18 protein-coding genes are annotated in these 20,235 nt (G+C 64.0%); 10 read left to right on the top strand and 8 right to left on the bottom strand.

Going from position 1 to position 20,235, the window contains the following annotated elements; all coding sequences use genetic code 11:
* Positions 1–18: 18 nt before the first annotated feature.
* From ATN38_RS12300 to ATN38_RS12285, 4 genes are all read right to left on the bottom strand, one after another.
* Entirely contained in the window at positions 19–963 is a 945-nt protein-coding gene (locus ATN38_RS12300) for a phytoene/squalene synthase family protein (protein ID WP_064075442.1), read from the bottom strand.
* Between the two features lie 10 nt (positions 964–973).
* Positions 974–2,551: an alpha-(1->6)-mannopyranosyltransferase A gene (locus ATN38_RS12295; RefSeq protein WP_003941737.1), complete on the bottom strand. Its 1,578-nt coding sequence runs from the start codon at positions 2,549–2,551 to the stop codon at positions 974–976.
* Positions 2,552–2,649: 98 nt separating this feature from the next.
* On the bottom strand, positions 2,650–4,242 hold the full coding sequence (gene crtI, locus ATN38_RS12290; protein ID WP_214927267.1) for a phytoene desaturase family protein: 1,593 nt from the start codon (positions 4,240–4,242) through the stop codon (positions 2,650–2,652).
* A gap of 2 nt (positions 4,243–4,244) precedes the next feature.
* Positions 4,245–5,384, bottom strand: a complete 1,140-nt coding sequence (locus ATN38_RS12285) for a polyprenyl synthetase family protein (protein ID WP_218748055.1) — start codon at positions 5,382–5,384, stop codon at positions 4,245–4,247.
* Positions 5,385–5,554: 170 nt separating this feature from the next.
* On the opposite strand from ATN38_RS12285, the gene ATN38_RS12280 reads away from it, so the two are divergent.
* Complete coding sequence (locus tag ATN38_RS12280) at positions 5,555–6,544, top strand: methylenetetrahydrofolate reductase (RefSeq protein WP_003941803.1); 990 nt, start codon at positions 5,555–5,557, stop codon at positions 6,542–6,544.
* A 48-nt stretch (positions 6,545–6,592) separates the two neighbouring features.
* Here ATN38_RS12280 and ATN38_RS12275 read toward each other — a convergent pair whose 3' ends face one another.
* The 3 genes from ATN38_RS12275 to ATN38_RS12265 all read right to left on the bottom strand — a co-directional run bounded on the left by ATN38_RS12275 (position 6,593) and on the right by ATN38_RS12265 (position 9,658).
* On the bottom strand, positions 6,593–7,387 hold the full coding sequence (locus ATN38_RS12275; RefSeq protein WP_075833434.1) for a DUF3153 domain-containing protein: 795 nt from the start codon (positions 7,385–7,387) through the stop codon (positions 6,593–6,595).
* Positions 7,388–7,457: 70 nt separating this feature from the next.
* A complete protein-coding gene (locus ATN38_RS12270) occupies positions 7,458–9,056 on the bottom strand; it encodes an NAD(P)/FAD-dependent oxidoreductase (RefSeq protein ID WP_218748054.1) in 1,599 nt (532 codons plus the stop codon).
* Positions 9,053–9,658 carry an N-acetyltransferase gene (locus ATN38_RS12265; RefSeq protein ID WP_042921844.1) on the bottom strand — a complete coding sequence of 202 codons (606 nt, stop codon included), beginning with the start codon at positions 9,656–9,658 and terminating at the stop codon, positions 9,053–9,055. Before ATN38_RS12265 ends, ATN38_RS12270 begins: the two co-directional genes overlap by 4 nt.
* A 147-nt stretch (positions 9,659–9,805) precedes the next feature.
* Between ATN38_RS12265 and ATN38_RS12260 the strand changes: the two genes are divergently transcribed.
* Together ATN38_RS12260 and ATN38_RS12255 are read left to right on the top strand one after the other, a co-directional pair.
* Positions 9,806–10,357: an SAV_6107 family HEPN domain-containing protein gene (locus ATN38_RS12260; protein ID WP_223304500.1), complete on the top strand. Its 552-nt coding sequence runs from the start codon at positions 9,806–9,808 to the stop codon at positions 10,355–10,357.
* Positions 10,358–10,594: 237 nt separating this feature from the next.
* Complete coding sequence (locus ATN38_RS12255; protein ID WP_003941660.1) at positions 10,595–11,041, top strand: DUF3040 domain-containing protein; 447 nt, start codon at positions 10,595–10,597, stop codon at positions 11,039–11,041.
* Here the strand turns inward: ATN38_RS12255 and ATN38_RS12250 are convergent.
* The gene (locus ATN38_RS12250; protein WP_003941749.1) at positions 11,038–11,232 is read right to left on the bottom strand and encodes a hypothetical protein; all 195 of its coding nucleotides are present in this window, start codon (positions 11,230–11,232) and stop codon (positions 11,038–11,040) included. The two genes, ATN38_RS12255 and ATN38_RS12250, sit on opposite strands and share 4 nt — an antisense overlap.
* Positions 11,233–11,635: 403 nt before the next feature.
* On the opposite strand from ATN38_RS12250, the gene mraZ reads away from it, so the two are divergent.
* The 7 genes from mraZ (at position 11,636) to mraY (ending at position 20,230) form a co-directional block, all read left to right on the top strand.
* Positions 11,636–12,067, top strand: coding sequence for a division/cell wall cluster transcriptional repressor MraZ (gene mraZ, locus ATN38_RS12245; protein WP_003941779.1), 432 nt, complete (start codon positions 11,636–11,638; stop codon positions 12,065–12,067).
* A gap of 190 nt (positions 12,068–12,257) precedes the next feature.
* Complete coding sequence (rsmH, locus tag ATN38_RS12240; RefSeq protein WP_007730079.1) at positions 12,258–13,271, top strand: 16S rRNA (cytosine(1402)-N(4))-methyltransferase RsmH; 1,014 nt, start codon at positions 12,258–12,260, stop codon at positions 13,269–13,271.
* Positions 13,268–13,912 (top strand): hypothetical protein, encoded by a 645-nt coding sequence (locus ATN38_RS12235; RefSeq protein ID WP_003941715.1) that lies wholly within the window; start codon positions 13,268–13,270, stop codon positions 13,910–13,912. Before rsmH ends, ATN38_RS12235 begins: the two co-directional genes overlap by 4 nt.
* Positions 13,909–15,783: a penicillin-binding protein 2 gene (locus ATN38_RS12230; protein ID WP_218748053.1), complete on the top strand. Its 1,875-nt coding sequence runs from the start codon at positions 13,909–13,911 to the stop codon at positions 15,781–15,783. Before ATN38_RS12235 ends, ATN38_RS12230 begins: the two co-directional genes overlap by 4 nt.
* Before the next feature lie 183 nt (positions 15,784–15,966).
* Complete coding sequence (locus ATN38_RS12225) at positions 15,967–17,601, top strand: UDP-N-acetylmuramoyl-L-alanyl-D-glutamate--2,6-diaminopimelate ligase (RefSeq protein ID WP_030537036.1); 1,635 nt, start codon at positions 15,967–15,969, stop codon at positions 17,599–17,601.
* Complete coding sequence (murF, locus tag ATN38_RS12220; protein ID WP_064113273.1) at positions 17,598–19,151, top strand: UDP-N-acetylmuramoyl-tripeptide--D-alanyl-D-alanine ligase; 1,554 nt, start codon at positions 17,598–17,600, stop codon at positions 19,149–19,151. The genes ATN38_RS12225 and murF overlap by 4 nt, the downstream gene beginning before the upstream one ends.
* Complete coding sequence (mraY, locus tag ATN38_RS12215; protein WP_003941699.1) at positions 19,148–20,230, top strand: phospho-N-acetylmuramoyl-pentapeptide-transferase; 1,083 nt, start codon at positions 19,148–19,150, stop codon at positions 20,228–20,230. The genes murF and mraY overlap by 4 nt, the downstream gene beginning before the upstream one ends.
* Positions 20,231–20,235: the final 5 nt, after the last annotated feature.

The following is a 20,235-nucleotide window of genomic DNA, read 5'->3' as shown; positions in this document are numbered from 1 at the left end:
TGCCGGCCTTCTGACAACTCACCGCATGCGGTTTTTCGCCGCGTAGGTTGCCGACCGGACCAGACCCGGCGCAGCGACTCGAAGTCGCGTGCGTCCGGGAACGGACACACGTCGATGCAGTATCCGGAAGTCGGCGCGCTCGACCTGGTCGAGAATTGCTCCGTACAACACGAAAGCCGTGCGGATCGACGGCTGGACCCGTCGGTCGAGCATCGGGATGCCGGATTCGGCGGTCCGATACCGCCCCCGCGTCACGGCGATGAAGTGTGCCAGCGCGCGCTTGACCCGAACGTCCACCGTTTCGGTTCTGCGCCCGTGCTCGAGCATCTCGATGTCGACCCCGAAGGCGGCGAACTCGCCCGCCGGTAGATACAGACGTCCCCGGTCGAGGTCTTCACCGACGTCGCGGATGAAGTTGGTCAGCTGAAACGCCTCACCGAGATTCGACGCGGGCACTACAGCTTCCTGCTGCGGAACGCTCACTCCGAGAATCGGGAGCATCTGCAAACCGATGACGACGGCGGAGCCGTACATGTACTCGCTGAGTTCGTCCATCGTGTTGTAAACGGGTCGAAACTTCGCCGTGTCGGGGGCGTCCATCCGCATGGACTCGAAGAAGGCGTCGAAATATGCGCGCGGGATGTCGAACGTCTTCACAGCATCCGCGAAGGCCGGGAGTACGCGTGTCAGGTCGAGGGGAACCGTCGACGGGAAGCCACCTGTCGCAGTGGGGTTGTCGAGTGCGTTGACGGCTGCACGTTCGACGTCGGCGAGCACCGTGCCTCGTTCATGCGGACCCGAGGGTTCGTCCACGATGTCGTCGACGACGCGAGCAAATGCGTAGAGCGCGTGAACTGCGCGGCGTCGAGGTACGGGCAACAACCGGGTGGCCAGAAAGTACGTTCGGCCGTGTTCCCTCGTCACGCCCTCGCAGAATTCATAGGACGCAGGCAGTGCGTTCATGACACGCGGATCACGCAGATCCTGACGTCGAGGGCGCCGAGGCGGCTGACGTCATTTCGATCGGTTTCTCGTGTTTGCGTCCACGAAGTCGCAGTGGGTCTTCCGTCTGCAAGGACATCGCCGCGATCACGGCAGCGACGATGGCCAGAGCCACGTGCGGGAAGGTGTACAGGCCGATCGATCCGTCCGGCTGGAACACCAGCATCAGCCAGGTGGACAGCCCGGTCAGTACGGCGAGAGTCGTCGGCGACATTGCGAAACCGGCAGCTACTGCCAGCGGCCAGGAGTAGTACCAGGGGAGTGCTGCGGGGGACAGAACGACGATGGCGACCATCACGATCACGATGCCCATGACGGCGTCGCGCTCGGTCTTGCGGTAGCGCCACCACACGACGGCGATGATCGCGATCAACACAACCGCCGAGATGGTCCGGGAGACTTCGAGGATGTCGTTGAAATGGTCGCCGGCGAACCAGGAGGTTGCCATGGTTCCGATGTGCGCCACGATCGTGGGCAGCGAGAGCCAGTTGATGATCTTTGCCGAACCGGAGAGTGCCGTCGTCCAGCCGAGGCCGACTCCGGCGATCAGTGAGGTGGATCCGAGTACCGCCACGAACACCGCGAAACCTGCGCCGGCCGTTTTGACGAACGATCGGATCGGTGACGCCGGTTCTCGCCCGGCCGCTGCGGCGTCCTCCCGCTCGTGGATCATCCAGATCCAGACTATGAAGGGAAGTGCGACGCCCGCGGTTGCCTTGATCGCGACGGCGAGCGCGATCAGCCCGATCCCGAAGAGGTGCTTGCGTTCGAGAGCGAGCGCAATGCCTGCGGCCATGAGGCCGACCATGAGCATCTCGTTGTGAACGCCGCCGATCAGGTGGATCAGGACGAGGGGATTGAGTACTGCGAGCCACAGGGCGATCGAGGTGTTTCCGCCGAGCTTCGTCGCGAGATGGGGAACGGCCCACATCATCAGGGCGAGTCCGGGGAGCATCGTGATCCGCAACAGCATCGTGCCGGCGATGACGTTCTCACCGGTCAGCCGAACGATGGCGTCGGCAAGGAGAAGGTGAACCGGACCGTACGGGGTAGTTGTCGTCGTCCACACGTTGGAGACGTTGTCGAGCAGGATTCCCGGATTGACGACGGGGCCGACGGCATACGGGTCGAAGCCGTTGCGCAACAACGCGCCTTGGGCCAGGTAGGAGTAGGCGTCACGGCTGAACATGGGCACCGCGAACAGCAGCGGAAACGTCCAGACCGGGACGACGTAGCGCAGGCCGCGCAACGAGACGTCACCGCGCAGAGTCGAGCGGCCCAGTCGAACCCAGGCGGCGATCATGCACAGGACACCGATCCAGACGATGGCCGCCGACAGAATCGATCCGTGTCCGAAACGGAGCCAGGACAGATGCATCGACTCGAGCAGCGGATCTTGGCGCCGGACGCTACCGGCACCGAATCCGCCGAAAGTGATCATGACTGCGCCGAAGAAACCGAGCAGTGCACTGTGACCTTCGGGAGTCCGAAGGAAATTGGCGGCCCTTAGGTGCCACGGTCTTTCAGTGGCTGCGGCAGAGGACGTCATCGGTGCAGGTTCCTCCCCCGAGGAGATCGGTGTCGATCGGCGCATGCAGCGCCCGAGTCGGTGAATCGTGGATGAATGGTCGGTTACGAGGGGCCAGTTTAGTTGCTCGCACGAGTGCCCACCGCGCTGGCTCGCTCGCGTGTACCGGTAATACGTTCGGCGGCGAGCCGTCCGGACAGCAGAACGGTCGGTACTCCCACCCCCGGAACGGTTCCCGATCCGGCGAGAACGACGTTGTCGAAGCCGCGGGCGAGGTTCTTGCGTCGGAACGGCCCCGTCTGGGTGAAGGTGTGTGACGCCGCGAACGGGCTACCCGCGGCCATGCCCTTTTCGAGCCAGGTCTGCGGGGTGTCGATGTGATCGATATCGAACCCCTCCACCAGTCCCGTATAGCCACGTTCTTGCAGCGTGAGGATGATTTCACGCACGTAGGCCGGGCCGAGAACTTCCCAGTCGAGCGGCGCACTGTCCAGATTCGGGCACGGCGCGAGGACTGACAGCGGTTCACGGATTCGGCCGTCTCGCGAGAAGGCCAGGCTCGGATCGGTCTGTGCCGGTCGGGTGACGAGCAGTGACGGATCACTCATCAGCCGCCCGCGGCCGCGGCGTGCCGTGATCTCGGAGAAGGTACGCTTCCACGCCTCGCCGAAGTCGATCATGTGGTGTCGCTGCGCGGGCCATTCGTCGGCGACCGCGGAGGAAACAGTGCCGTGAATCACGACAGCGGACGGCGATGTACGCACCGGGCGCGGACGCAATCGCGTATGCGGGCGCAACAGCGAGTCCGTGACGGCCATGTCGGGAGTGAGGACGGCGGCGTCACAGTCGAAGCGCTCGCCGTCGCGTGTGTGAACGGTGTGCACGCGCCGTCCGCTCACCTCGAGGCGTTCGACAGTGCGGCCGAGATGCAGAATTCCGCCGGCCTCGGTGAAGGCGTCGGCCATCGACTCGGCGATCGTGCGCATTCCGCCCTCGGGGAAGTAGACGCCGAGTGAGGTGTCCATGTGAGCGATCGCCCCGTACACCGCGAGGGCCCGAGACGGAGCAACGCCCGCATACAGCGCTTGGAAGGTGAAGATCCGCCGGAGGCGAGGGTCGCGGATCTTGCGATCCACCTGCCCGCCCAGTTTCCCGAATCCTCCCAGTGCGACGAGCCGGCTCAGATCTTTGACTGCGTCACGCGAATTGACCAGTCCGAGGGGAGAATCGAAGTCGGCGTCCATGAAGCGGTCGAATTCCGCGTCGAAGATCCGGTTCAGCCATTGCCGCAACGCACGGTATCGCTGCGCTTCTTCCGGCCCGCAGACACGGGAGACCTCGGCAGCCATGTCTTCTGGGTCGGCGTGGACATCGAGAGCGGTGCCGTCTGCGAATCGCGCGTGGTACGTCGGATCGAGCTTGTGCACAACGAATTTGGGGTTTGTCGAGGCTGGGTCGGCGCCGACGGCCGCAAGGGCGTCTTCGACGAGTTCGGGCATCGTGAGCACCGTTGCGCCGTTGTCGATGCTGTAGTCATTGCCCTGGTAGACACCGACTCGCCCACCGACCGAGCTGTTGCTCTCGAGAATCGTGACGTCGCGGCCGGCGCCACGCAGATACAACCCCGCAGACAGTCCGGCAAGTCCCGCGCCGACGATCACGACTCGATCGGTCGGCGAGCTGACGGTTCGAGTGCGGTGCACGTGTGCCACGGTCAGTAGCTTCGCTTCGTGGCCGCGATCGCCATGTCGGTCAGGCGAGCCTTGGACTCTGCCGTTGCCGTGCTCGAGTCGAGGGCGTTCGCAGCTGCCTCGACGAGGGTGTCGATCTGCGTTTCGACGTCGGTGACGGCGCCCAGATCGGTGATCACCTGGCGCAGAGTGTCGACCTCGGTGTCGGTCAGCTGGGTGCCGATTCCGTTGCGGAGCAGTTCTGCTGCCGCCGGATCTGCGGCGTCGGCGCGGGCAAGCGCCATCGCGAACAGGACAGTTCGCTTACCGGCGATGAGATCGTCGCCCGACGGTTTGCCCGTGACGGACGGATCTCCGAAGACACCGAGCAGGTCGTCGCGAAGTTGGAAGGCGATACCGATGTCCGTGCCGAAGGTCCGGTAGGCATCGACCAACTCGGCGTCCGCACCGAACAGCGCGGCGCCGAGGTGCAGTGGGCGTTCGATCGTGTACGCGGCGGTCTTGTAGCGGTTGACCCGCATGGCTGCCTCGACGGTCTCGTCGCCTCGGGCTTCATTGCTGATGTCGAGGAATTGGCCACCGAGCACCTCGGTGCGCATTGCCGACCAGACCGGGCTGACACGTGCGGCCGCCTCGGGGCTGATCCCGGATTCTCGGATCATGTCGTCCGCCCAGGCCAAGGCCAGGTCGCCGAGAAGAATGGCGACGGCCTCGCCGAAGTGCGCGGAATCGCCGCTCCACTCCTCGTCTCGGTGCTGGTCCTCGAATTCGACGTGAACGGTCGGGAAGCCGCGCCTGGTCGTGGATGCGTCGATGATGTCGTCGTGGACGAGCGCGCAGGCCTGCACCAGTTCGAGGGCGGCGCACGCACGAATCACCGCGTCTGCGCCCTTACCGTTCGGGTCGCCTCCGGCGCCGAGCCATCCCGTCCAGGCGAACGACGGTCGGACGCGCTTTCCTCCGCGCAGGACGAAGGCCTCGAGGGTGCTGACGGCCTCCTCGTATCCACCGCCGATGTTCGCGACGAGTTCGCGGCGTGAAGCGAAGAAGTCGCGGAGCGCTGCTTCGAACAGACCTGGCAGTTCGAGTGAGGTCGGATGCGGTGCGGTGTTGGTCGAACTCTGTCCAACGCGCGCGGTTCCTGCGGACAGGGTGGCCTCCAAGATCGGTATGTTCTCGCGCCGGATGGTTGCACGGAAGCGAGCTTGGGGCCCAGCTTAGTAGGGGTTGGAATCAACGTCGGGTCGGGCCGTGAACTGCGCGATCCTGACATTCGGGATACGCAGTACTGGGCGATGAGCTTGTTTGCAGCTGGAAAACATATGCTTGACCGGTGACATTCGATCCAGTCAGGGGCCGCTCCAGCGAGGGGTGGGCCACCCGAACACCGTCGATCGTCGATCGGATCGCTTCCTCGACAGGTAGCCGTATTCCGTTCTCGGTCGAGTTTTCGCCGCCGCGTGACGCGGACGCCGAAGCGCGCCTGTGGCGTGCGGTGCGTACCTTCGAGCGGCTCGGACCGGCGTTCGTCTCGATGACCTACGGCGCAGGTGGCTCGACGCGCGATCGTACGGTGCGTGTCACCGGCGAACTTGCCGAAGAGACGACCCTGCTGCCGGTTGCTCACCTGACTGCTGTCTCACACAGCACCGAAGAGCTTCGCGCCATGGTCGGTGCCTACGCCGATCGTGGGATCAGCAACATCCTCGTATTGCGCGGCGATCCGCCCGGCGATCCGCTCGGCGAGTGGAAGAAGCATCCCGAAGGCGTCGAGTACGCCGAGGAACTCGTGCGGATGGTCCGTGACCTGGGCGACTTCCACGTCGGCGTCGCATCGTTCCCCGAGGGGCACTACCGCGCTCCGGACTTGGCATACGACACGAAGTACCTGGTGTCGAAGTTGCGTGCCGGCGCCGAGTACTCGATCACACAGATGTTCTTCGACGTGGAGGACTACCTGCGTCTTCGTGACCGGGTGAGTGCGTACGACGCAGAACAGGGCGCCAAGCCGATCATCCCGGAGATCATGCCGGTGACGTCGCTACGCTCGGTGCGGCGCATGCTCGAGCTCTCGGGCTCGTCATTGCCCCCCGCTCTCGAGCGTCGATTCGACGCCGCGGCCGGAAGCGGTCCGGACGAGAACCGTGCAGCGGTCCGCGAACTCGGCATCGATCTGGCCACCGAGATGGGTGAGCGGTTGATCGCCGAAGGCGCTCCGTGCCTGCACTTCATCACGCTGAACTTCGCGCGCGCCACCAGTGAGGTCCTCGAGCGACTCGGTCTCACCCCCGACACCTCTGTCGGGACAGCACAAGCCGTCTGATCCCGGTTGCCCCGCTCGACACCAATCGAGGGGGGCAATCGCCAGGCGCTACTTCGCGGTGTTTTTCGGATTCCTGTTGTCAGCTTGCTTGCTGACAGGTGATTTCGTGACAGGCGTCTTCATGACCGGTGCTTTCGCGGCGGGCGCGCGCTTGATCGGTGCTCGATTGCGCGCCATCCAGGCCATCGCACCGACGACAATCGCGACACCGAGCGCCAGCCCGGCCATGATTCCTGCCCACCCGGCGAAGCTTCGGGTGCTTGGGTCCGCGTAGTTGACCTCGGCGCGCATTGTCGACACCTCGCCGGCGGGCAAGGTCCACGACACCCGGGAATCGCCGTCTCGTGTTCCGTTGGTCGTGCCGACCCGTGCCGGGAAGGCGATGCTGACCTGGACGTCGGCGCCCTGAGTCGGAACCGTCTTCAGGTCTGCCTTGCCGTCGAGCGTGACGGTGTCCCCGGATCGCTTGAGGGTGATCTGGAACGACCCGGACCCCTCGGCGTACATGGAGCCCAGTTGGGCGACGTCACCGAAGGACAAGTCGCTGAAGAACGCCTGGCTGCCGACGTACCCGTCCTTCTTGTACTCCTGAACCCGTATCTTGTCCTCCAGCGACGAAGGTGGGGTCAGCTGCGGACCCTTGTCCGCCTCGTTCGCCGGAATAGCGGCAGCTACCACCTGTCCGGTCACACGATCGTTCGCGGACACTCCCATCGACACCTGCACGCGGATGCACCCGGCAAGCAAGGGAACAAGCATGAGGGCGAGCGCGGCAACCGTCAGGAAACGTTTCCGACTGGTCGGCTTGGCGGCGGGATCGGTGGACTGTTGCACAGTGGTCATCGTGCCAGCCGTGGCGTAGCCAGTCATCGAGGCGGGGGCGTGTCGGCGGGTGAAGTTCGGCGGGTGACCTTCACGACCTGCTCGAACGACGCATCCAACGACGAGTCGCGCCCTGGCGGCTGTCCGACAGTGCGATTCGAGCCGCACTGCGACCGCTGGCTCCGGACACACCGCCACCGGGATGAGTCGATGCTCCGGTCAGATACAACCCGTCTGCTCCCGGAACGCGATGGCCGGACAGTTCCGGAAGCGGTCGCCACAACATCATCTGATCGAGTGACATCTCGACGTGCATGACATTTCCGCCGATCATCCCCAATTCCGACTCGATGTCCCGGGGAGTCTGAATGAATCGGTCGAGGACGGAATCGGCGAACCCGGGTGCGAAAGCCTCCATCTCGCCGACGATCCGGTCGGCCTCCGCCTCGGCGACCGATGCCCAATCGCGATGTCCGCTGAGGCGATACGGCTGCCACTGCGACCACAGTGTCACCTGATGCCGCCCGGCCGGGGCGATCGTGGGATCGATTCCGCTGAAACTCATTCCGAGAACCGCAGGGCGAGGAGGAAGTTCCCCCGCCAGTGCTGCGCCGTGTGCAGTGCGCAAGTGTGCGCGATCGGAGACGAGTAATTGCAATCCCGAGGTACTTTCCCGTGTCGTGGCGTCGCCGCGGTACGACGGAAGCGCGGATGTCGCCAGTCGAAGTACCGCGCCGATGCCGGGGCCGACCCTGATTTTCCGCCGCCAGTGATCGAGCGTGGTTCGGTCGAAGCCCCCTCGGCCCAGGAGATCGAGCGTGGTCAGGATGTGGCACCCGGCGATTACCTTGCGAGCGTGAACTTCTCGACCGCTCTCGGTTGTGGCGGTCCAGTGACTCGAGTTTCGGCGGATCGACGTCACGCCGTCACCGAGCGCGACGGTGGCGCCGTCGACAGCCATCCGGGAGGCCAGCGCAGCACTCAGTGCGCCGCTTCCACCGACTGCTCGCCCTGGCGGCAAGACGTGCATGAGGGCCGCGAAGCCGACCATCGGAGCGGTTCCCGGTTCCGACATCGCAGGCCCGGACTGGGCGCCGAACCACGCAAGCGCTGCTTTGAGTGCCTCACTGTCGAAATACTCGTCGAGCAGTGCGTCGCCAGGCGCGAGGAACTGCCGAGACAGTTCGCTGTTGCCGCGTGCGGTGGCGAGACCTCCGAACGCACCGATCAGGTTCGATCCGGTGGGCGGTGCGGAAAACGCTTTCATGACATGTCGACTGCGCTCCGACCAGACCGCGACGAATCGCCGGTAGGAGTCGGCGTCCTTTGTCCCGCATGCTCGTTCGATGGACCAGCAGGTTGCGTCGAGGTCGCGGTGAAACACGATGCCCGGCCCGTCGGTGCCCGGGGCGGGCGGCGCGAACGCCCACGGGTCACAGTCGATGTAGCGCAGTCCGTGCGCGCCGAGTCCGAGTTCCTCGATGATGCCGCTGTGTCGGATCATGAGGTGTGCCGACGACCCCCGGTCCACCTTGTATCCGGGAAATCGCTCGACGGTCGAGACGGCGCCGCCGAGAACCGTGTCCTTCTCCAGAACCTCGACCGACCAACCCTCGCGTGCGAGGTAGGCGGCCGATACGAGCGCGTTGTGTCCGGAGCCGACGACGACGGCGTCGAGAAGCGCGCTCACAGCGGCAGTCCACGGCCGAGGACTGCGAACGGCCGGTTGTCGCCGGCAAAACGAAATCTGCGGAGCACGTCACGAAAGCCGAGGCGACGGTACAGCCGCCAGGCTCGGTTGTCCTCGTCGTACACCTCGGGTGTCGACAACAGAACACTACGTTCGGGTCGATCGACGAGGAGGTGACGCAAGAGCGATTCGCCCAACCGGTGACCTTGTCCGCTCGGATGCACGTGGAGTTCGGTGAGTTCGAAGTAGTCGCTCAGAATCGCGTCGATCTCGCTCTGGGGACGACCCGAGCGCCGAAGCCCGTGCAGTACCTGTTGATGCCACCACTGGTCCGGGCTCCCGCGATACCCGTAAGCGATCCCCACCAGCGGCAGATTTTCGTGTGACGGTTGCTGAGGAACCGCCAAAGCGCCGACTGCCTTCCAGCCAGGCCGGTTCGCGTGCTCCTGCCACATCGGTGCGCGATGGAACTCGGTTCCTCGCGGATAGTCCATCGCGGTGACGTACACGGCCAGTGCCTCGTGGAGTCGACTCGCGAATTCTGCGCGATCGAGGTCGACCGTATGTGGTGTCCAGGCGATCTGCGGGTCGACCGGTCTCACCTCTTCTCTTGACGGCGTGTCGGTGGGTGCAGTTATATTGAATAGGTCGAACAGATGTTCGATGTGGGTGATCCGGAGATGCCCGAAGGGAAGCGGGCATCTCCGGCCCACCTGGTCTTGGATCCTCACGGTGCAGGAGGTGCCCCGATGTCCGAGCGTGTGAAGCCTGAACGTGTGAAGTGCCAACGAACTCTTCCTGCCGAGTTGTCGAGTCCGTCGGATGCCGCAATTTCTCGATTGCCGATGTCGGCGAGGCGGTCCTTCGGCGCGAGGGACGCCAGCGACCGCACTGCTCGAGTGGGAAAGTCCGGTGTGGCGTGGGGGCTGCTCCGGAAGGCGGATGCGCTTCTCGAGGAAGCGATTGGGGCGGGCGATCCTGCCGACCGGTTCCGGTGTGCCTACCTGGCGGCCCTACGTGGTGCCGGGGCAGTGTTGGCCGCAGCTCCTGCCGGTGCCGGCTCGAAGCGCAAGCGAAGCGGAAACGCGTGGGTTCTGATGGACGCCGCAGCGCCCGCGTTCGGAGCGTGGTCGAAGTTCTTCGCAGGGTGGTCCTCTACGCGTGCGGCCGTGGAAACCGGCGTGTCGATCGTGATCACGGACTCCGATTCCGACGCATTCTTCGCCGAGGTCGGCCGTTTTCTCACGGCGGTCGAAGATTTCATCGGTCAGGACGCGTCCGAGCATTTGCGAGCGTCGTGAACAAATGGTCCGTGTCGGCAGTTGTTTCCGGGGAATTTCCTGGTCCGCACAGGCAAATGGAGCCGAATCGGGGCCCTTCGGCACGAATACGTACGCTTGTGGCGGAACTCGTACCCGGAGTTGGTGGTCCGAGACCTAAACTGCTCGTATTATGAAAACAGGTAATCGTCCAACTTGATTACCCGCCGCCTCACACCGTGGGGTGGTTGCCAAACTTCCAGTGCCGGGGGAGGTACCGTGCCACTCTCCGAGCACGAGCAGCGCATGCTCGATCAGATCGAGAGCGCTCTCTATGCCGAAGACCCCAAGTTCGCCTCCAATGTGAGGGGCGGCCGTATGCGGGCGCCGTCGAGTAGACGGCGGTTCCAAGCAGCGGCTCTATTCGTGCTGGGTCTGGTCCTGCTGATCGCGGGGGTTGCACTCCCGCTCAAGCCGGGCGGTTTTCCGATCATCAGCCTGTTCGGTTTCTTGTTCATGTTCGGCGCAGGGGTGTTGTTCCTCTGGGGTGGTGGACGTAAGTCTGCGCCGGCCGCCGACTCCGCTTCCGAAGGTGGCAATCATCCCTCCGGTCCGCCGGGTAGGGGTAGTGCCGGCGGATCCGGGCGGGGACGCGGCCGGAAGTCCGGCGGTGGATTCTCGTCGCGGATGGAAGATCGATTCAAACGCAGGTTCGAGCAGGACTAGCTCTCCCGCCCTTCTTCGGGCGTACTTCGAGAGTGATGCAGTTCGGACGTGACGCCCTCTTCAGGGCACGGACGACCACACGTGTGGCGGTCGGCAACCAAGGTTGCCGACCGCCACACGCCGTTGCTGTGGGTGTTGTACGTGTGCGCCGGCAATCCATCGAGTGAATCAGTGACGTGCGAGCGAATCACTCGCCACTCCTGCTGCCTCAGGGCATGCCCGCGGGCTTCCTCCACTTCGCTCCACTCGGCCCTCCACTTTCCTCCACCCTGGTCGAACTGCAACGCACGACCAGACCTCGTCCCGCTCACGTCTATTCGAAAACCGCGCTTGTACTGCGATTTTGTGTGGGGGAGCAACAGATCGTGGCGTAAAGGGTCGATCTGACGGCGGTGTGGGCCGGGACACGGTTACAAATTTCCCCCACGTCTCCCCACCTGCGCTGACCTGCTATTTATCAGCAAATGATGCTGAATAGGGACCATGTGCTCCTTGTTTGTGGGGGAAAGTGGGGTACTGTGGGTTCGGGCGGAGAGCTGAAGCACGATCCGCTCGATAGGGAGGGTTTCAGCGCAAGCTCGCAGGAGGTGTCGAGTGTTCCTCGGTACCTTCACGCCGAAGCTCGACGACAAAGGTCGGCTCACGTTGCCGGCAAAGTTCCGAGACGAACTGGCAGGAGGATTGATGATCACCAAGAGTCAGGATCACAGCCTCGCCATCTACCCCCGGGACGAGTTCGTCAAGCTTGCTCGAAAGGCAGCGGCAGCTCCACGCAATGATCCGGCAGCTCGGGCGTATGTCCGTGCTCTGGCCGCCGGCACAGATGAACAGCACGCCGATGCCCAGGGGCGAATCACCCTCTCGGCTGATCATCGGCGTTACGCAAACCTGTCCAAGGAATGCGTAGTGACCGGCTCCGTCGATTACCTCGAGATCTGGGATCTAGCAGCCTGGGAGAGGTATCTCGGAGACAACGAAGAGGACTATTCGCAGGCAACAGGCGAATCTCTCAGCGAGATCGTCTAGGCGAAGAGCCCCCGGCGAATGCCGCGAGGCCTCTGCCCGGAAAGACCCTGACGCACTTCCCCAGCGCCAGGTTCTCCTTCGGGCAGGGACCTCGAAGCATTCGCCTTCTCGAACAGTCATCGCCTTCTCGGAAAGTCAGCACCTTTTCGAAAAGTCATCGGAAATCATGAAAGTAGGAGCCGGAGCAATCATGGTGGATCACGAGGTGAACGAACCCTCGGATGCCGATGGCTTCGCGCACGTCCCTGTACTTCTGCACCGCGCCGACGATCTTCTCGGCCCTGCCATCACCGCCGTCGGTGACGGTGGAGCGGGCGCATACATGATCGATGCGACGTTGGGGCTCGGTGGCCACTCCGAATTCTTCCTGGGCAAGTACCCGGGCCTTCACCTCATCGGTCTCGATCGCGACACCAACGCACTCCGGATCGCTTCCGAGCGTCTGGCGCCATTCGCGGACCGAACGACGTTCGTGCACACCACGTACGACGGGATCGAGGACGCGCTCGAACAGGCAGGTCTGCCGTCGACGGAGTCGGTTCACGCGATCCTTTTCGATCTGGGTGTGTCGTCGATGCAGTTGGACGAAGCCGACCGAGGTTTTGCGTACTCGATCGACGCTCCTCTCGACATGCGGATGGATCAGACGGTCGGGCTGACCGCGGCAGAGGTCCTGAACACCTACAGTCACGGCGACCTTGCTCGCATTCTGAGCACGTACGGCGAAGAACGGTTCGCGGGAAAGATTGCGTCCGAGATCCTTCGGCAGCGTGAGCGTGAACCCTTCACCACCAGTGCAGCTCTGGTCGAATTGCTGTACCGAACAATCCCGGCAGCCACGCGGCGTACGGGGGGACACCCGGCCAAGCGCACCTTCCAAGCGCTGCGGATCGAAGTCAATGCCGAGTTGGATTCGCTTCGTGCAGCCGTTCCTGCCGGGCTCGACGCACTGGCAGTCGGTGGGCGAGTGGTGTTCATGTCCTACCAGTCGCTCGAGGATCGAGTTGTGAAGGCGGAGTTGGTTCCCCGCTCGAAGTCCACCAGTCCTGAAGGACTACCGGTCGAGTTGCCGGGTATGGGACCGGAGTTCCGCATTCTCACCCGTGGCGCAGAACGTGCGTCAGAGCAGGAAATCGAAGAGAACCCACGATCAGCTCCGGTGCGTTTGCGTGCCGCAGAACGCATTTCCAGGAGGCGGGCATGAGTCGTCAGGGCAAATCCGGTGCAGCGCAACGTGCATACGACAAGCGCACCGCACGGGCGGCAGGCCGGACCGGAACTGTCGCTGCTGCCGGCCCGTCTATCTCTCCTCGGGCGATGCTCAAGGGGAGAGTGCCGTTCGTGGCCTCCGTCATCGGACTTCTGTCCATCGGTCTCGCGGTGACTCTGCTGCTGACCACTCGCGCTGCCGAGGATTCGTACCAACTCAGTGATGCACGTGCATACAACCAGTCTTTGGTCGAGCAGAAAGCAGCGCTCGAACGTGACTTCCAGTCGCGTAACTCGGCTCCGGAGTTGGCAAATCAGGCAAGCGCTCTCGGCATGGTCCCCGCCAAGGACCCTGCACGACTGGTAGTTCATCCGGACGGTTCGGTCGAGGTCGTCGGAACGCCGACTCCCGCGACTGCCGGAGCTATGCCGCCGCTCGATGCGCCCACATCGGTGCCCGCACCGACTGCGACACCCCCGCGCACCACAACGCCGGTTGCTCCCGGAGCCACGCCGAGCGTTCCGAATAACACGCGAAACCTCGCGCAGAGTGAACAATTGGTTCCTGTGATCCCCACGACGACAGCACCCGCCACCACGACGGCGGTGCCTGCTCCGCCTGAGGAACGTCGGTGAGTCAGAACTCCCGTAACAACCCCGGTCGGCGTCCGCGCCGCTCGGCCACCGCCTCATTTCCGTTTCGTCAGCGAGTCGGTCGTATCACCATGTGTGGTGCGCTCGCCGTTGCGGCATTGCAGCTCTTGTGGATTCAGGGAATCGACGCGCCGAGTCTGGCTGCGGAATCTGCCAATCAACGAACCACGACGCAGGTCGATCCGGCTGTACGTGGCTCGATAACCGATCGCAACGGAAACCCCCTCGCCTTCACCATGGAAGCCAAGGCGCTGACTTTCCAGCCGGTGCGGGTACGCAAGGAACTCGAGGAAGCGCGCGCCAAGAGCATCGAGCAGGGCGCCGAGGGTGACAAGCAAGCGTCGGAAGTGAGCGATCGCCTCGCCGAGATCGCCGCCGGAATCCACGCCAAGCTCGGCGATACCGTTCCGGAAAAAGATCTGCTTCAGAAGATGAACAGCAACGAGACTTTCACGTACCTCGCGCGCAGCGTGGATCCGGCGGTTGCTGCCGAGATCTCGGACAAGTTCCGGGAGGTCGGCCTCGAGCGTCAGGACATCCGCGAGTACCCCGGTGGCTCTCTGGCCGCGAATCTCGTCGGCGCGACCGGCTGGGACGGGCACGGTTTGCTCGGTCTCGAAGATTCGATGGACTCCACGCTCGCCGGAACCGATGGATCCGAAACGTACGACCGCGGTTCCGACGGCGCTGTGATCCCCGGCAGCTGGCGTGACAAGCAACCGGCAGTCAACGGTTCGGGTGTCGAGCTGACCATCGATTCGGACCTCCAGTTCTACGTTCAGCAGCAGGTCCAGATCGCCAAGGACAAGTCGGGCGCAAAGAACGCTTCGGTTGTGGTCATGGACTCCAAGACGGGACAGGTGTTGGCCATGTCCAACGACAGCACCTTCAACCCCGCAATCGGCATCGACAAGAACGCGCCGACAGCCGAAATGGGCAATCCGTCGGTCAGTACGCCGTTCGAGCCCGGATCGGTGAACAAGATCGTCACCGCAGCAGCGGCCATCGAGGACGGTAAGACAACTCCGGACGAAGTTCTGCAGGTCCCGGGCAGCATCACGATGTCCGGTGCCACAGTCAAGGACGCGTGGGATCACGGTGTGGCCCCGTACACCTCTACCGGTGTATTCGGAAAGTCCTCGAACGTCGGCACCTTGATGCTCGCTCAGCGAGTGGGCGAGGATCGCTACGCAGACATGCTGAACAGGTTCGGCCTCGGACAACGCACCGACGTCGGACTTCCCGGCGAGAGCGCGGGCAGCGTTCCAAGTCGCGACCAGTGGTCCGGCGGAACCTTCGCGAACCTGCCGATCGGGCAGGGTCTCTCGATGACAACCCTGCAGATGACCGGGATGTACCAGGCCATTGCCAACGACGGCGTGCGAATTCCTCCGCGGATCGTGAAGTCGACTGTCGACTCTTCCGGCACGCGGACCGAGACGCCGCAGCCCGAGGGCGTCGAGGTGGTCAGCGCCCAGACAGCGGCGACTGTTCGGGACATGTTCCGGTCGGTCACTCAGGAAGACACCGGCAACCAACGAGGAACCGGTGTTGCCGCGGGCGTCGAGGGATACCAGGTCAGTGGAAAGACCGGGACCGCGCAGCAGGTGGATCCCGCGTGCAAGTGCTACTCCAACTCCAACTACTGGATCACCTTCGCGGGAATCGCGCCTGCGGACAATCCTCGATTCGTGATCGGAATCATGCTCGACGCACCGGTTCGCGGCGTGGACGGCGGCGGCGGTCAGTCGGCGGCACCGTTGTTCCACAACATCGCGTCGTGGATGCTCCAGCGTGACAGTGTCCCGATGTCGCCGGACCCCGGTCGCAAGTTGGTGTTGCAGGCGGACTGATTGCGGTGTGTCGGTTTCGACACGGTCTTCGGGTGAATCCCGGACACGGTAATCTCAAACGTCGCAGTAACCTCATTCATCGCAGTGCGCCGAACTTTGCTTGCGTTGCGACCGCCATAGACAACGACCGCCATAGACAACGACCGCGATAGAACAACGACAATTGCCAGGAGTCGAGTGACAGTGCCGAATCGTTTGCAATCGTCGAACTCGGACGGCGCTCCCGGGACGCGTCCGACACAACCGGTTGCTACCGCGATCACGGCGCTCTCCGAACTGTCCGGGGCTCGCCTCGAATGGGTGGGGCAACCGGGATCACAGTCCTCGGAGGTCGTCGTCAAGGGCGTCGACCTGCGTGCGCAGGGAATCGTGACCGATGACCTCTTCGCCGCTCTGCCCGGTGCACGGACCCATGGCGCTCAGTTCGCCGTCGACGCTCTGGGGCGTGGTGCGACCGCGATCTTGACCGACGAGGCCGGCCTCGAACTGATCGAGGCCGCGGACAAGGCGCCTGACCGGTCCGTCCCAGTTCTCGTTCATCCGAACCCGCGGGATGTGCTCGGTGAGATCTCCGCGGAAATCTACGGCCGGCCCTCGGAGAAGATGCAGGTCGTCGGCATTACCGGTACATCGGGCAAGACCACGACGTCGTACTTGCTCGAAGCTGCGATTGCCGGAGCCGGCCGCAAGCCCGGCCTGGTCGGGACCATCGAGACTCGAATCGACGGCCGCCGGGTGCCCAGCGCTCTGACCACGCCGGAAGCTCCGCAACTGCATGCTCTGTTCGCCGTGATGGCAGAGCAGGGGATCGATACCGTCGTCATGGAGGTCTCCAGTCACGCTCTTGCTCTCGGACGCGTCGACGGCATCCGCTTCGACATCGGCGCGTTCACCAATCTTTCGCAGGACCACCTGGATTTCCATCGGGACTTCGAGGAGTACTTCCAGGCCAAGGCTCGGTTGTTCGATCCTGAGTCGACGGTGCGAGCCGAGCATGCCGTCGTCTGCGTCGACGACGTGTGGGGTCGACGGATGGCCGAGTTGGCCGCGACCGACGAGAGCGACGCGGTGACCACGGTCTCGACCTCGACGGCCGAGGCCGAGTGGACGGTCGGCGCAGTCGAGGTTGCCGAGGACGGCTCCCAGACCTTCGAGTTGGTCGGGCCGGACGGACAGTCGTGGCCAGTCTCACTTCGTCTCCCCGGGCGATACAACGTGGCCAACGCTGCGCTGGCGTTGACCGTCAGTTTTGCTGCGGGACTCGACCCGGACGCGGCTGTTCGAGCGCTCGGGACCGTGGACGTCCCGGGGCGAGTTCAGCGGATCGACCGGGGGCAGAGCTTTCTCGCCGTGGTCGACTACGCCCACAAGCCGGCAGCGCTCGAAGCCGTGATCGCCACGTTGCGCAACCAGGTTCCCGGCCGAGTGGCCGTGGTGGTCGGTGCGGGCGGTGACCGCGACGCCGGCAAACGGGCACTCATGGGTGAAGCGGGTGCGCGAGGCGCAGACCTGCTGATCGTCACCGACGACAACCCACGCACCGAGGATCCGGCGAAGATTCGCGCTTCGGTGATGCAAGGCGCCATGGACGTGCCCGAATCCGAACGCGGCGAGGTTCGCGAAGTGGGGGACCGGGCCACCGCGATCGAGCAAGCAGTCCGGTGGGCACAGCCAGGAGATGTCGTCCTGGTGGCAGGCAAAGGCCACGAAGTAGGTCAAGAAATCGACGGGGTCAAACACCCGTTCGACGACCGCGAGGTGTTGGGCGAAATGATCGGCCGATTCGCGATCAACACAGCACATGGAGGCAAGCAATGATCCCGATGACGCTCTCTCGGATCGCCGAGATCGTCGGAGGAACCCTGCACGACGTCGACGATTCGTCGACGCAGGTGACTGGAACCGTCGAATTCGATTCGCGCAAAGTAGCTCCAGGTGGGCTCTTCCTCGCCCTACCCGGAGCGCGTGTCGACGGTCATGATCACGCGGAAGCGGCGGTGGCAGCGGGCGCTGTGGCGGTGCTCGCGGCGCGGCCGGTCGGAGTTCCGGCAATCGTCGTTCCATCGGTGCCGAACGACGGTCCCAGTGCAGTGATGCTGCTCGAACACGACACCGACGGGTCCGGAGCCGCGGTCCTGCATGCCCTCGGCCTTCTGGCCCGAGCAGTCGTCGACGAACTGGCAACTAACGGCGCACCGACCGATGGTGGACTGACGCTGGTCGGTGTCACTGGTTCTGCCGGCAAGACCTCGACCAAGGATCTGATAGCAGCGCTGCTGCGCGAGTGCGGCGAGGTGGTTGCGCCCCCCGGGTCGTTCAACAACGAATTAGGTCTGCCGTGGACAGTGCTCCGCGCCGACGAGAGGACCCGCTTCCTCGTTCTCGAGATGTCGGCCCGTGGGGTCGGTCATGTCGGCGAACTGACGAAGATCGCGCCGCCGAAGATCGGCGTAGTTCTCAATGTGGGCACTGCCCATCTCGGTGAGTTCGGTTCGCGTGAAGCGATCGCGGTCGCCAAAGGTGAACTGGTGGAAGCACTCCCGTCGGCAGCCGACGGTGGAGTTGCGGTCCTCAACGCCGACGACCGCATGGTCGCCGCAATGGCGAGTCGAACCAAGGCCCGGATCGTATTCGTCGGCCAGTCGGAAGACTGCGACGTTCGGGCGACCGACGTGGTTGTCGACGACCAGGCCAGGGCTTCCTTCACACTGAACTGTTCACAGGGTTCTGCACGTATTCGCCTGGCCGTTCACGGCGAACACCACGTGAGCAACGCCCTGGCCGCGGCGGCCGTCGCACTCGAGAACGGCCTCGCGGTTGCAGACATCGCACGTGTCCTCGAGGGCACGAAGGCAGCGTCCGCGAGGCGGATGGAAGTCACCGAGCGCGCCGACGGCGTCACCGTCGTCAACGACAGTTACAACGCCAATCCCGATTCCATGCGCGCTGCGCTCAAAGCGTTGGTGTCCATGGCGCGATCGGATCGGCACTTCGGTCGCCGTAGCTGGGCTGTGCTCGGAGAGATGGGTGAGCTCGGACCGGAATCAGTTGTCGAGCACGACGCGATCGGTCGCCTTGCCGTCAGACTCGATGTCAGCAAGTTGATCGTCGTCGGGACGGGCCGCACCTCGCGTGCGATGCATCAAGGAGCAGTGATGGAGGGGTCGTGGGGTGACGAGTCCGTCGTCGTGCCTGACGCAGCTGCGGCAATCGCCATTCTCGAAGCGGAACTCGAACCGGGCGATCTCGTCCTGGTGAAGGCGTCCAAGTCGGTGGAACTGTGGACGGTCGCCGAAGCGATACTGGCTGCAACGCCCAACACCGACAGCGAGAACACCGACGGCGAGAACGGCGGGGATTCGCAGTGATCCAGATTCTTCTCGCCGCAGGCATCGCGCTGGCGGTCTCCATCATGCTCACGCCGATCCTGATCAAGGCGTTCTCGAAACAAGGTTTCGGGCAGGAGATCCGAACCGAAGGTCCAGCCAGTCACCAGGCCAAGCGCGGCACGCCGACAATGGGCGGCGTCGCGATCCTGACCGGAATCTGGGCCGGCTATCTCGGCTCACACCTCATCGGTCTCGGCATGGACAACGCGGAGGGGCCATCGGCGTCCGGCCTACTCGTTCTCGGTCTGACCACCGCGCTCGGTGGAGTCGGTTTCCTCGACGACTTCATCAAGATCCGCAAGCAGCGCAATCTGGGACTGAACAAGACAGCGAAGCTGGTCGGCCAGTTCGTCGCTGCCATTGCCTTCGGAATTTTGGCCCTTCAGTTCCGCGGTGACGACGGGCTGACTCCGGGCAGTGTTCATCTGTCGTACGTCCGCGACATCGCCACCGTCTCACTCGGTTCCGTGGTCTTCATCGCCTTCTGCTACCTACTGGTCAGCGCCTGGTCCAATGCCGTCAACCTGACCGACGGCCTCGACGGATTGGCCGCCGGAGCGATGAGTTTCGTTCTCGGCGCCTACGTCATCATCACGTTCTGGCAGTTCCGCTACTCGTGCGAGACGAATCCCGGTAAGGGTTGCTACGACGTCCGAGACCCGCTCGACCTCGCGGTGCTCTGCGCGGCAGGCGCGGGCGCGTGCATCGGTTTCCTCTGGTGGAATGCCGCACCCGCCAAGATCTTCATGGGCGACACCGGTTCTCTTGCCCTCGGCGGCATGCTCGCCGGATTGTCGATCACCACCAGCACGGAACTGTTGATGGTGGTCATCGGTGCACTGTTCGTCGCGGAGGCCGCGTCGGTGGTGATCCAGGTAGCGGTGTTCCGGTCCAGCCGACGGCGGGTCTTCCGAATGGCGCCGTTCCATCACCACTTCGAACTCGCCGGGTGGGCTGAAACCACGGTCATCATCAGATTCTGGTTGCTGGCGGCTATTGCGTCGGCTATCGGATTGGCACTCTTCTACAGCGAATACCTCGCAGCGCTCGGAGGCTGAAAACC

The sequence above is a fragment of the Rhodococcus sp. FH8 genome (genome assembly GCF_019266085.1).
GTDB lineage: Bacteria > Actinomycetota > Actinomycetes > Mycobacteriales > Mycobacteriaceae > Rhodococcus_F > Rhodococcus_F qingshengii.
The sequence above is the reverse complement of the archived record's forward strand: the minus strand, read 5'-3'. Positions and strand labels throughout refer to the sequence as shown.